The organism is Glaciimonas sp. Gout2 (assembly GCF_035018905.1).
GTDB lineage: Bacteria > Pseudomonadota > Gammaproteobacteria > Burkholderiales > Burkholderiaceae_D > Glaciimonas.
Genome location: NZ_JASJXA010000064.1, coordinates 1 through 13,257, shown reverse-complemented (window position 1 = coordinate 13,257; position 13,257 = coordinate 1). Strand labels below are relative to the sequence as shown.

Sequence of the window (13,257 nt, the reverse complement as noted above, 5' to 3'; positions counted from 1 at the left end):
TCTATACGCCGTTTTATCAAATGAAATTTCACGAATAACTATTAACAAAGAAAAAACCGCAACATTGATTATAGAAAATGACATGTATAAATTTTCTATAAAAAATTCTAAATGTGTTAAGCCCCCAAAATATTTGAATGCTCTTATACAAAGACAAACATATACATCGGGAAAAACTGTAACAATTAATATGAAAAAAAATTCGAATATAAGATATATCAATGTAATCCCTCATTGCGATGCCATCGACAAAAATATAAAAATATGAAAATTACTATCTCCATCAAAAATATCCAAAAAATACGGAGCCATGACCGCTTACGTTTGATCATGCAGCGACCTTTTTTCTCATTTTGTCTCCTTAGTTTTGTCCACTTCGCACCTCAATAAATAGGTGGTCGCTAACCACCCGCCTTAAACTCAACACTTCACCAAGACACAATTCAATTGCAGTCATGCTTGATTACTCTAATCAAGGGTGAATGGTTATATTTTTGTGAATCAGTTCGGCGACGATTTTGTCGATTTCGAAGAAGTCTTTGCCTAGCGATTTGGCAATCGTGTATTGCACATCGAAGTACGAATCGACAGTTCTATGAACTTTAAAAACGCACATCCAGCGCGCGGGGTCGTTCACCCATACTTGTTGCTTATCGGCTGCCTGAAAGATGTAATAGATGCTTACCAAATCCGGCTTGTCTGGTTTGCCTAGTTGATACTTCCGGTATATACCTTCCCGGCCGGTGCGATATTTGGTTTCGCTCCGCATCGGATCAAAGTAATCTATGGCATTTTCTTCCAGATTTTTTGCATAGCTGGTATTAAGGCGATCAGTTGCGAATGCAGGGCTCAAATATATTTTTATCTCATCTTTTTCAGGTGCGTTTCCCTGCGCTATCGGCGTCATATCCGGATAATGAAAAGCAAAGGTAATGCGGTCTTTGTTGGGATTGTCACGCTGGTGTTCGGCAGGCAAAGTAAAAGTCGCTTTGCGGTCTTTGGAGTGTATTTGTTTCAATGTGTCGTCTCGCTAAAGAAACTAACTAGAACCGATTTCATCATCAGAAAAAATATTAAGTAAAATGGTATGCGTATCGTCATGCAAAATGCGTTCCTCATGCTCACTGTTCCTTGGTTGATTCTGTCTATAACTCTGTCAGTATTTGTCGGTTAAAAACTTTTCTTTACTTTTAGGACTGACGCAAAATTGTCCAACTCCGTTGTACTTTCCTAGCCGCCGACAAGGCCAGACCTTGACGGCTCAGCACTAGCGCACTGTCACCGTCAGCAAGGTTTGCAACCCCATTGCTGGGACAGTTTTGCGTAAGTTCTCACTTTGTTTAAATATCGAGGAGCGTTGCGCGCCTGGAGTACTGATCAATCATGTTTGGATCGGAACGACTTCATTCCGTTATTTATATTTTCATCGACCGTTATTCGATCTGGTGTCAAGATGTGGTGGCGTAACTGCAATCGCGGTGAGCGCTCTCGTGACCTATTCTCGTTATTCTTTTATTTTTAATTGGCTTCAATTCTACAAATGAAATTTCCAGATTGATACGAGACTATTCTCGAATTAACAGAGAAAATTCTACAAAATACACTTCCCCTCATGCTGGATCAGTTGATCACACTATTAAAATGCCAAAGGTGATCGTGATTTGACTCATTTCTACTTCTTTGAAAATTTTGTTAGCAAGATTGTCAGAGCGTTTTTTGCGCTATCGATGTATTTTTTTGTCAGGCTTAATGTTGGGCTTGATGTTGATCATGTCGGGGATGAGCGACAATTTGATTTCTTTGTAGATCGTCGCTTCAGACGTAAAAAAGCCAGCACGAAGCTGGCTAAAAGAAATTGAAGAGTAAATGAAAGTAGCGTTAAATGCGTTTCTGATTTACGCAAACCATCACGTAGATCAGAATGCTGCTGGTCTCATTAGCTGGTGTGAGATTAAAGATGTCACCTATCGAGAGGACGCTGTCGCAAGCTCGGCCGCGGGGAAAGTTCTCGCGCGTCCGGGCGCAAGTGATGCGGCAGTTTCAGCCTTGACCGGAACCGGCAGTTTCAGCCTTGACCGGAACCGACATTTTGCAGATTTTGGCGACTTGTGCAGCCGTTGCGGCACCGCCATGGTGAGCGCCGATGGAGCTGTCCTGGTCGCTGGTAACGCACTGCCTGACAATACAATATTAATTGCGGAGGTTGGATCAGCGGTTTGCAGCACGGCATTGCCAGCCAGCGCAGGAAAAGCTTTGCTATAACCGTTACCGTCCGATCAATGACAGCAAGCGCAGCGGTCGAGATAAATCTGCGCGCCAGTTGTACTTACCACGCCGTTAAATAAAGCCGTTGCGACTTTGCTGTCCGCCTTAAATGGCACTGCCTGTAGATTTTTGGGCGCTAGTGACTTCAGATATACGGCAATGCTACCCAGATCGGCATCGGTCATATGTTGCATGGAGTGCGACACCACGTCATTCATGGCATCGAACGATGCAGTATGGTTGTTGCGACCAGTCTTTAGAAAAGCGGCTAAGCACCACGCAATAGTTGCGCGCTGGCCCCGTCCGCAGCTATGCCGGCGGCAAACAAATTTCATTTCGGGTGTAAGGTTTTGCTCAAATTGACGACTTAATAGACATTAGTGACGTGTACATCGGTCGATGTTGTCGCAGCGAAATTACACGACTCAGCACGACGCAACATCAAACATTCATCTTTCGGTAAGGATGCATCATGAACGCAACAGATAAAAAATGTGCATTGATCATTGGCGAAACAAAGTTCGGACGGCGCATGCTGCTTAAGTATGGCGTGAGCGCCGTTGTCGCCAGTAATCTGCTTGGTAAGGCAATGGCGGCGACGCTATCCACACCAGCCAAAAGTCACGAAGTCACCATTGAATATTTTTCGGCATCGGGCAAGAGTCTGAAAGTGGCCTCCATACAAAAACTTGTCAGAACTGATGATGAATGGCGACATTTGCTTTCTGCTGATTCGTATCAAGTCACGCGCAAGGCGGGAACCGAGACCCCATTTACAGGGAAATACGCGGATAACCATGCAGATGGACTTTATCGCTGTATTTGTTGCGATACGGCACTGTTCGACTCAAAAACAAAATTCGAATCCGGTACGGGCTGGCCAAGTTTTTGGCAACCTATATCGACACACAATGTCGTCAATGATGCTGACAATAGTTTAGGGTTGCAACGTGATGCGATTTCGTGCCATCTTTGCGACGCGCATCTGGGCCACGTTTTCAATGACGGTCCCAAGCCAACCGGTTTACGTTATTGCATGAACTCTGTTGCGCTACGTTTCGTCGCGCGCGGCTAATCTACGGTCGCTGTAGAATGAATAATCATCAGGAGGACACAATGAAATCTCTTAAACCACGCCATACAAAAATCGTTATGCGGACTATTTTTACGCTATTAATGGGCATCACAAGCGCCACCTGCATTGCCTGGACAACCGCGTCATACGCTGCCGAGGCGCCCGTCATCATCGCGCCACCCGAGGCCAACATCGCAAAAACTAAAGGCCCGCTTCAAACGGCCGTATTCGCTGGAGGATGTTTCTGGGGCGTACAAGGCGTGTACGAACACGTTCGTGGCGTACACAAGGTTGTTTCTGGCTACAGCGGTGGCGATAAGAACAGCGCCCAATATGAGACAGTCAGTTCAGGAAAAACCGGGCACGCCGAGTCGGTTCAGATCACCTTCGATCCGGCAGTCGTCTCCTATGGCGAATTACTCCAGGTTTTCTTCTCGGTGACACAGGATCCGACCCAACTTAACCGGCAAGGGCCTGATACCGGCACGCAATATCGCTCCAATATTTTCTATGCAGATGACACGCAAAAAAACATCGCCCAAGCCTACATTGCGCAACTGACAAAAGCGCATGCATTTCCGGCCAGCATCGTGACACGTGTCGATCCATTACAAGGATTTTACCCGGCGGAGGCATATCATCAGGATTTCTTGCTCCACAATCCTACGTATCCTTACATCGTGTTCAATGACTTACCTAAAATCGACAATCTGAAACGTGTCTTCCCAAAACTTTATACCAATGTACCGGTTGCCAGTGGTTATTAGTAGTGATGGTGTCTGACTTAAGACGCGTTTGATGACAAAGCAAGGTCAATTCTTGACATTTTTTTCAAGAAAAATATTATGTGAATTAGCCGATATGATGGGGGAACATTAAAAGTTTGTATCGGTCCTATGGGAGAACATGTCGCTTTAGCCATATTGGGGCGAAGTAATTCCAATGGCTCAAAACAGTTTGAACCCATTTTAAGGAGCCGACCATGCAAATGAATCCGTATCTCAACTTTAATGGACAATGTGAGGAAGCATTTACCTTTTATGCCGCCTGTCTGGACGGTGAAATCGTCGCGATGATGACGCACGGCGATACGCCTATAGCAGAGCAGACGCCACCGGAGTGGCGCGATAAGATTATCCATGCACGCCTGATGGTGGGCGATAAACTATTAATGGGTGCGGATAGTCCGCCTGAACGCTATGAGGCAGCAAAAGGTTTTCATGTGATGCTGGGTATTGATGAACCGGAAGAAGCCGAACGCGCATTTGCAGCATTGGCGAAAAACGGCACGATACAGATGCCGATTGCGGAGACTTTCTGGGCTAAACGTTTTGGGATGCTCACCGACCAGTTCGGTATTCCATGGATGATTAATTGTGAGAAGAGACCGGAATGACGTGTTGCTTGAGGTCCGGGTCCCGATTTCCCCAATCGACCTGACGTTTAGCGATATGTCGAGTTGATATTACCTGCGCCCCTAAACGGCGCGGGAGGCAGATCGCTCAGATGAACGTCTCTTGCGTTCTTAATACGTGCCAAGCCGCCATTACGGTTCCACCATCAAATAAGTCCCAGACCGCGCATCAAAGAAGTTGGTTAGTAATCAACTTCTTTGATGCGCTCTCGGATCCACGCACTTCGATGCCGGTGGTAAAAGAAGCCATTTCAAGCGACAATCCACCATCGCGTGCCAAATAGCCATGCAAGGGCACACATGGCCAGGTATTCAGCCACTTGTCAGGCACGAATTCAGCCACCTAATTAGTGCCATTTCTCAGTCTCATTAAATCGAAATTCGACCATTCCCTTATGCCATTTTCTTCATTGGGTTTGCTTCCCTCCCTTCTGCGCGCCGTCAATGACCTGGGTTATCTTGCACCCACCGCGATTCAGGAAGCTGCTATTCCCGCCATTTTGCAGGGCCACGATGTCGTGGGTTCGGCCCAAACCGGCTCCGGTAAGACCGCCGCGTTTTGTTTGCCGTTGTTACAATTATTAAATCAAACACCCAGCGAAAAGTCTCGGGACCGGTCAGTGCGTGCCCTGATTTTAGTGCCAACGCGAGAACTGGCTGTGCAGGTCGGTGAGTCACTACAACTACTTGCACAGCACAATGCGCAAACATTAAAGATCGTAACGATATTTGGTGGCGTGTCGATCAATCCACAGATGATGACGTTGCGTGGCGGTGCAGATATCGTCGTCGCCACACCGGGACGTCTGCTCGACTTGCTTGACCATCACGCACTGACGATTTCGACCGTATCGATGTTGGTACTCGACGAGGCAGATCGCCTGCTGGATTTGGGTTTTGCGGAAGAAATTGGACGGATTCTGGCACTCTTACCGATGACCCGACAAAGTGTATTCTTTTCGGCAACATTTCCTCCCGCAGTGGAAGCGCTATCCAGGAAAATATTACGCAATCCCACGCGCATCGCAGTGGCGGCCGAGCCAAACAATCAGCCGGACATTGTGCAACGCGCTATTGCGGTGGATCCAAAACGCCGCACGCAATTGCTCGTGCATCTGTTGAAAGAACATAAATGGGATCGCGTACTGGCCTTTGTCGCGACCAAATATGCCGCCGATTACGTGACTGAAAAATTGCACCGCTCAGGCGTTAAGGCCGCGGCATTTCACGGCGAGTTCAGCCAAGGTGCGCGCACCCGGATATTGGCAGAATTTAAAGCCGGCGAGTTGCAGGTGCTGGTCGCCACCGATGTGGCCGCGCGCGGTATTGATATCCCGCAATTGCCGGTCGTGTTGAACTATGACCTGCCACGGTCGGCTGTTGACTATACGCACCGGATCGGTCGTACCGGTCGTGCGGGCGAGACCGGCATCGCTGTCAGCTTTATCAGTGCTGATACCGAAGCCCATTTTCGGCTGATAGAAAAACGCCATAATGTGCGCTGCCCCCGTGAACAAATCGCAGGCTTTGAACCGGTCGAGACATTGCATTCCAACACAGGTCTTCCCTTTGCTATGAATAGTTCAGTCGATACAACATCGGAAAACTCACCGGATAATCCGGCTAATGGCGGTATAAAAGGCAAACGTAAGAGCAAAAAAGACAAACTACGTGAAGCGACAGCGTCCGATCCGATAGAGTAGAAGAACGCGTTGAAGCACTCTCAGCCGAGTTAACAAAGTTGCGTCTCGTTTGTAACAGTTGGCTGATCTACCTTTAGGCGGACGTATCATGAGGTCCGCCTTTACCACGGGCAAGTTCCTCTTTTTGTGTCTGCTGCGTATGACTACTACTCTTCTTTTTTCACCGAGCTACCGCGGTATTATTTATACCGTCATTGCAACCACATCAAACCGTTTCAAAAAAATCGCTTCCAACTTGATAATCATGTTGGTGGCGCTCAGTGCCGCGGGCTGCGCGATTGAGCCAGTCCCGATGTCACCGCGCACTGCAGCGGCGTTGCAATCTCAACCGCCGATCCGATTTTTGCTCACCTTCGACGATGGCCCCGCCAGACCGAAGACTGATAACTCGACGCTTTCCATCCTGAACACGCTGTTGGTGAATCCCGTACAGCCCGGCATAAAAGCGCTCTTTTTTGTGCAAACCCGGTCATCAGGCGCGGGAGAAACCGATTTTGGGCGCAATATATTACGCCGTGAAGTGGAAGAAGGTCACTTGCTGGGCTTTCATACCGCTACGCCGCGCCACGCCAATCATCGCTTTCTTAGTCCGGAAAAATTCGACGAGTCGCTCAATGAGGGAATTGGCGACATTGTTGCCATTCAGGGAAGTGCGCCCAAACTGGTTCGGCCGCCGTTCTGGAATTACGACAAGCGCACTTTTGGCGTCTATCAACAGCACGGCATGCATATTTTGCTCACTGATTTGAGCGCAAATGACGGCAAGATCTACGGCTTCAAAGCGAGCTTGCGGCGACGCTCGAACATGTTGCATTTGTTGACCGATGTACGCGAAAGAATCGCAGCGGGCGAGTTGCCGGTGGTCGACGGAAATATTCCGGTGGTCGTCACCTTCCACGACATTAACGGCTATACCGCCGATCACATGGCCGAATATTTACAGATTCTGCTGGATTGTGCGCGGGCAGTGCACTTGCCAACCGCCGCCAAACCTTTTTACGAGAACAAAGAGGCGGTGGAGCGCGCCGCCTTGGCCAGAAGTGTGCGTGATGGTGAGCAAACCACTCACTTACCCGGTTTCTGGAATTTTTTATGGGCATGGATGTAGCCTCTCGTTGTGCAGAAACAACGTAAACCATTACACAACAATAGCGCAGCTAGCTACAATGGCATAGCTGTCAGCCTAATTACTTATTCATTAAGAATCATCTGAAACCACTGGCATCTGCCGATTCCACCGATCTGAACGATGCGGTCCTTGCCACCTCCGTTAGCCTTTGCCTTAGCAGGCGAACACCATATCAGTTCGCTACGGGTTTCAGTCATTTTTAATTTGCAAATGAGTAATAAGCCTTAAGTCGCAAGCTTGAATGATCTTCAAGTTTTAGTTAGTCCATAAAAGGGGAATGTATGCATCTCAAAAATTGGTTAAAACCGTTGGTTGCGTCGGTGTTCGCACTGGCCTTAATTGGGAATGTTAATGCGGTCGGCGTGCCGGCGGTCGAGGCAAAAAACGGCATGGTCGTCACCTCGCAGCATTTAGCCTCACAAGTTGGTGTAGATATCCTGAAAATGGGCGGCAACGCCGTTGATGCTGCCGTCGCAGTCGGTTATGCGCAAGCGGTCGTCAATCCGTGCTGCGGCAATATCGGTGGGGGCGGATTCATGACCATTCACCTAGCCGATGGACGCGATACTTTTATTAATTTCCGCGAAAAAGCACCCGCTGCGGCAAGCGCCAATATGTATCTGGATGCTGACGGTAAAGTCATCGGCGATGCCAGTTTGTATGGCTATCTGGCGGTCGGCGTACCGGGCACCGTGCTTGGTCTGGACACTGCACAGCGTAAATACGGCAAGTTGACGCGCGCGCAAGTCATGCTGCCGGCGATCAAGCTGGCGCGTGACGGATTCATCCTTAATCGTGGCGATACCGATATTCTCGATACAACGATTAAGTACTTCAAAAAAGATCCTGAAGCCAGTAGAATTTTCTTGCGCCGCGATGGCTCGCCGTTACAACCTGGCGACCGACTAGTGCAAAAGGATCTGGCCAAGACGCTTGAGGCTATTTCCCGCCGCGGTCCTGACGCCTTTTATAAAGGCGCTATTCCAGAGGCAGTTGAGCGGGCATCCAAGAGCGGTAAAGGCATCATTACTGCCGCCGATTTTGCTGATTACAAGATTACCGAAACTGCGCCGGTGACCTGCGATTACCGCGGCTACGTATTTGTATCCGCACCACCGCCAAGCTCGGGCGGCGCGACAATGTGCCAGATCCTCAACACGCTTGAAGGGTATGACCTGAAGTCGATGGGATTTAATTCCGCAGCGGCAGTCCACGTGATGACAGAGTCCATGCGCCACGCTTACATGGATCGCAACACATTCTTGGGCGATCCCGAATTTGTGAAAAATCCGCTAGAGCGTCTGTTGAGCAAGCCTTACGCCGCATCGATTCGTGAGAAGATCAGCGCCGATAAAGCCACTCCGTCCGCAGAGGTACAACCCGGTATGGCGCCGCACGAAAAACCTGAAACGACGCACTATTCTATCGTTGATAAGGAAGGCAATGCGGTATCGACCACCTACACCATTAACGGTCGCTTTGGTGCGGTAGTGATTGCGCCGGGCACGGGCTTCTTCCTCAATGATGAAATGGATGATTTCACCGTCAAAATCGGTGTAAAGAATCTGTACGGTCTGGTGCAAGGTGCAACCAATTCGATTGCGCCGGGCAAACGTCCACTGTCGTCGATGTCACCAACTTTGGTTACCAAAGACGGCAAAACTTTTATGGTGATTGGTTCTCCGGGCGGTTCGCGCATCATCACTATCACATTGGAAACCGCACTCAATGTGATCGACTTTGGCATGAGTCCGCAAGAAGCAGTTGACGCACCACGCTTCCACCATCAATGGCTGCCGGACGAGGTGTATTACGAAACGCGCGGTATGTCAGCGGATACCCTGAAGGTCTTGCGTGGAATGGGTTACAAAATGACCGAACAAACGCCATGGGGTGCGGCTGAAATGGTCATGATGGGCGTGCCGGGTGCAGCGGGTGTTTCTGCGACTAGTTCCGGTAACGACGCTGGCGTTTCAGGCAAGGTTTTGCCTGGATACTATTACGGCGCAAATGATGGTCGTCGTCCTGCCGGTGCCGCGATCGGTTACTAACTTCTGCCAAAGTTGCAGCATTGACTTGAAAAAGGTATAAAAGAGGAAGCGCATGCGCTTCCTCTTTTCTATTCTGCGGCGACAAAACCGTGGAGCCGCCCCTAATTTGGATACGTTGACTCAAGCAAGTCAATCAGAGACCGATCAGCGTCAATGATTTACTCACAGCATCAATCCATTACATGGGTAAAATTAGTCTGTCCATCAAATCGAACACTGCACCTTTTACCTAGCGAGATAACATCATGCCAACAGTCCGTTTAGACGGTAGCCTTATCACCGATTGGGATGCCTTTCACACCGAATCCCAAAAAATATTCGGTTTCCCCGACTTTTACGGACGCAACATGAGCGCCTGGATTGACTGTCTGAGCTATTTGCGCGACGACGAGAGCATGAGTAAATTCAAATTGAAGCCCGATGAAACTTTGATCATCGAACTCCACGACAGCGCACTATTGCAACAAAAGTCACCCGACATCGTCGAGGAATTGTCATTTTGCGTCAGCGCTATCAATGAGCGTTATGACGACTATGGCGAAAAATTGGCATTGGTATTGCGGTTGTGCTGAGTTGTAGTGATAACTTGGACGCAGTGCAGGTGGACAATAGCGCCGATATCTCAAGGTGCAAGATTAAGCGTCATGGATGCTTAATCTTGCAAAAGATAACAACACTAATTCAATTAGACTAAGTCAACTACACTTTAAAAGCGGCTAACTTCTTCGCTACAGCAACATTCTTAAGCGTGACGTATTGCGGCAAACCGTTTTCATATTGCGGATAATCCTCGCCCTGAATCAGGGGCAACAGATAGCGCTTACATTTCTCGGTAATCCCGAACCCATCGCGGCTGATAAAGTCTTTTGGCATAAACTTCTCCACGTTCGCCACGTCTTTCAGGTCCGCCACGCCAATCCGATACTTATACGGCACGTCAGACAAGCGCTGAATCGTCGGCATCACGGCATTGCGTCCCTTCACCGCCAGCTCAACCGCCGCCTGACCCAGTTGATAAGCTTGCTTGACATCGGTCTTAGAGGCGATGTGACGGGCTGAGCGCTGCAAATAATCCGCCACCGCCCAATGAAATTTATAGCCAAGCGCATCCTTGATAAGGTTCGCCACGACTGGCGCCGCGCCACCCAACTGGGCATGACCGAATGCATCAGTAGTGCCTTGTTCGGCCAAGAATCTGCCGTCCGCGTAATGACATCCTTCTGACACGACGATGGTGCAATAACCAAATTTTTTAACGTTTGCATCGACTCGGGCCAGAAATTTCTTCTGATCGAATACGACTTCCGGAAACAAAATCACCACTGGAATATTGTGATCAATCAACAGTCCGCCCGCTGCCGCAATCCATCCGGCGTGACGCCCCATCACCTCAAGGACAAAAATTTTGGTGGAAGTCTTGGCCATCGATTTGACATCGAACGAGGCTTCCAGCGTTGATACCGCAACGTACTTGGCGACCGATCCAAAACCGGGACAACAGTCGGTAATCGGGAGATCGTTATCGATCGTCTTTGGCACGTGAATGGCTTGCACCGGATAGCCCAATGCTTCCGATAACTGCGAGACTTTAAAACAGGTATCAGCCGAATCACCGCCACCGTTGTAGAAAAAATACCCGATGTTATGCGCCTTAAACACGGCGATCAGGCGTTCGTATTCACGCTTATTGGCTTCCAAGCTTTTCAATTTGTAGCGGCAGGAACCGAATGCACCCGACGGCGTATAGCGCAGGGCTGCGATGTCGGCGACCGATTCTTTGGTGGTGTCGATCAAGTCTTCAGTGAGCGCACCGATGATGCCGTTACGACCAGCGTAGACCTTACCGATAGTGTCTTTATGCTTGCGCGCGGTTTCGATTAATCCGCAGGCGGAAGCATTGATGACAGCGGTGACGCCACCGGATTGCGCGTAAAAGGCGTTCTTTTTAGCCATGGATTTATTCTCCGAGTTGTCGATACATTCACATTGGCTAGTATTGCCAGTTGCGACGCAGATTGCAATCGTTTCTACTCGACGGCCGTTGATCAACAAAACTGCCGAAGCTGATACGTCGGGCCGAACGGACGGTGAGACGCATAGCAAAAAATGGCGCAAACACCTTGACACCCGTTCGGCGCATCAATTCAGCGACGGCTTGAATAGCACTGCATGGCTTGCTTACTTAGCCGCGTTAGCCTTCATCCACTCGGTCAGCGCCACGCGGCCGGTCGTCGAGAAGTCGGTAAAAACACCGTCTGTACCCAAGTCAAAATACGCCTTGTATTCCGCTTTAGGATCGCCGTTATAGGTCTTGGTCAGGCGCACACCTTCATCACGAAACGTGAACGGATGCACGAACAAACCCGCCTTGTGCGCATCAGCGACCAAACTTGTCGGCGCCATATTTGAGGCCTGATCTAACGATTTCACCGCATTGCCGGATGCATCAACGCCCTGCGGTGGCAAAATATATAACTTCCATGGCCCAATACCATCTGCGTAAGTCTTAATTTCTGCCAGACCGGCTGGCGTGACCATTGCCGCGAAAGTCCGCGGGTCATTAGCTTGCAGCCATGAGTAAGGTTTAGCAGTGTCGGGCGAACCGTAGGTCATTGCACCGGTTTTAAAATTGGTGCCGTCGCCGTCGATCAATTGCACGACCTTGGTTTTCAACCCCATCTTGCGCATTAACTTCAAACTAGTCGGCTCAAACGACTGCACAAAAACGGGCGAGTCTGGCGTATTCCAACCTTCTTTAATCAGCATTGCCAACAATTTTTCTTCCAGCGGCACACCTAACTGGCGTTGATAAATCGGATTTTTGGTTTCCGGATAAATAAACATTTTGCGTTGCGGATGGGCGGCCATAGTCGCCTTGGCAAGATCAATCACTTCCTGAAACGTCGCCAGCGGATACAAACCGTCATATTGCTTGCTACGCGTAGCGATTGGCTGCTTGACACGCAAAGTCTTCAGCTCGGCAGCCGTGAAATCACTGAAATACCACTCTGGACCGGTAGCAACCCCATCCACCATGCGCGATTTTTTGCGTGGGACGAATTCGGGGTGACTAGCAACATCGGTTGTGTCGCTCAAAAAAACGTTATGACAGGCAAACAAAACACCGTCGCTAGAAGATTGCAAATCCAGTTCGAGCGCATCAGTACCGGCGGCAATCGCAGCCTGATAACCAGCGATGACTTCTTCAGGATAAAGACCAGGCAACCCACGATGCCCAACAATCAAAGGCGGATTGCCATCCAATGTTTTAAAGACACCGCCACTACGTCCGGCAGTTTGCAAATTGCCATTATTGCCAGCACACCCTGCGATCAATAACGTAGCGGTGATGAGTGAGGCGGTAACAGTCAGTAATCGTTTCATAAGTCCTTTGAGATGCGTTTAGGGAAGTCACCAGCAGCATTTTGGCACGGTTAAAAAATGCCGAAAATTGATAGCTTATTAGATAACGTAGTAAACACCATTTTGGTGACCGCTTCATGACCTGAAACTCACCTAAAAAAATTGTCAGCCAATAACCGTGGACTGTCGCAAATTCGGCCCGGCAAGGCGTGCCGACGCAGACAGTACGATTAGTACGGCAAGGAAAGCACAACGCA

13 protein-coding genes are annotated in these 13,257 nt (G+C 49.1%); 9 read left to right on the top strand and 4 right to left on the bottom strand.

Features of this window, described 5'->3' with window-relative positions:
• A partial coding sequence (locus QN379_RS21950; RefSeq protein ID WP_323507610.1) for a hypothetical protein occupies positions 1 to 268 on the top strand: 268 nt, incomplete at its 5' end.
• Between the two features lie 204 nt (positions 269 to 472).
• Here the strand turns inward: QN379_RS21950 and QN379_RS21945 are convergent.
• Positions 473 to 1,018: a hypothetical protein gene (locus tag QN379_RS21945; protein WP_322234140.1), complete on the bottom strand. Its 546-nt coding sequence runs from the start codon at positions 1,016 to 1,018 to the stop codon at positions 473 to 475.
• A gap of 848 nt (positions 1,019 to 1,866) precedes the next feature.
• Here QN379_RS21945 and QN379_RS21940 point away from each other — a divergent pair.
• Entirely contained in the window at positions 1,867 to 2,262 is a 396-nt protein-coding gene (locus tag QN379_RS21940; protein WP_323507609.1) for a hypothetical protein, read from the top strand.
• 14 nt (positions 2,263 to 2,276) lie between these two features.
• Here the strand turns inward: QN379_RS21940 and QN379_RS21935 are convergent, their stop codons facing one another.
• On the bottom strand, positions 2,277 to 2,459 hold the full coding sequence (locus QN379_RS21935; protein WP_323507608.1) for a hypothetical protein: 183 nt from the start codon (positions 2,457 to 2,459) through the stop codon (positions 2,277 to 2,279).
• A gap of 278 nt (positions 2,460 to 2,737) precedes the next feature.
• Here QN379_RS21935 and msrB point away from each other — a divergent pair, with 278 nt between their 5' ends.
• The 7 genes from msrB (at position 2,738) to QN379_RS21900 (ending at position 10,209) form a co-directional block, all read left to right on the top strand.
• Positions 2,738 to 3,340, top strand: a complete 603-nt coding sequence (msrB, locus tag QN379_RS21930) for a peptide-methionine (R)-S-oxide reductase MsrB (protein WP_323507607.1) — start codon at positions 2,738 to 2,740, stop codon at positions 3,338 to 3,340.
• Positions 3,341 to 3,381: 41 nt separating this feature from the next.
• The gene (msrA, locus tag QN379_RS21925; RefSeq protein WP_416186789.1) at positions 3,382 to 4,107 is read left to right on the top strand and encodes a peptide-methionine (S)-S-oxide reductase MsrA; all 726 of its coding nucleotides are present in this window, start codon (positions 3,382 to 3,384) and stop codon (positions 4,105 to 4,107) included.
• A gap of 215 nt (positions 4,108 to 4,322) precedes the next feature.
• The gene (locus QN379_RS21920) at positions 4,323 to 4,736 is read left to right on the top strand and encodes a VOC family protein (protein ID WP_322234145.1); all 414 of its coding nucleotides are present in this window, start codon (positions 4,323 to 4,325) and stop codon (positions 4,734 to 4,736) included.
• A gap of 413 nt (positions 4,737 to 5,149) precedes the next feature.
• Positions 5,150 to 6,457, top strand: coding sequence for a DEAD/DEAH box helicase (locus tag QN379_RS21915; RefSeq protein WP_323507606.1), 1,308 nt, complete (start codon positions 5,150 to 5,152; stop codon positions 6,455 to 6,457).
• A gap of 139 nt (positions 6,458 to 6,596) precedes the next feature.
• Positions 6,597 to 7,565, top strand: a complete 969-nt coding sequence (locus QN379_RS21910) for a polysaccharide deacetylase family protein (RefSeq protein ID WP_323507605.1) — start codon at positions 6,597 to 6,599, stop codon at positions 7,563 to 7,565.
• Between the two features lie 410 nt (positions 7,566 to 7,975).
• On the top strand, positions 7,976 to 9,637 hold the full coding sequence (gene ggt / locus QN379_RS21905; RefSeq protein WP_322240301.1) for a gamma-glutamyltransferase: 1,662 nt from the start codon (positions 7,976 to 7,978) through the stop codon (positions 9,635 to 9,637).
• 245 nt (positions 9,638 to 9,882) lie between these two features.
• On the top strand, positions 9,883 to 10,209 hold the full coding sequence (locus tag QN379_RS21900; protein WP_322234152.1) for a barstar family protein: 327 nt from the start codon (positions 9,883 to 9,885) through the stop codon (positions 10,207 to 10,209).
• A 127-nt stretch (positions 10,210 to 10,336) separates the two neighbouring features.
• Here QN379_RS21900 and QN379_RS21895 read toward each other — a convergent pair whose 3' ends face one another.
• Positions 10,337 to 11,590 carry a 6-phosphofructokinase gene (locus tag QN379_RS21895; protein WP_322234154.1) on the bottom strand — a complete coding sequence of 418 codons (1,254 nt, stop codon included), beginning with the start codon at positions 11,588 to 11,590 and terminating at the stop codon, positions 10,337 to 10,339.
• A gap of 225 nt (positions 11,591 to 11,815) precedes the next feature.
• Positions 11,816 to 13,021, bottom strand: coding sequence for a glycerophosphodiester phosphodiesterase family protein (locus QN379_RS21890; protein ID WP_323507604.1), 1,206 nt, complete (start codon positions 13,019 to 13,021; stop codon positions 11,816 to 11,818).
• Positions 13,022 to 13,257: the final 236 nt, after the last annotated feature.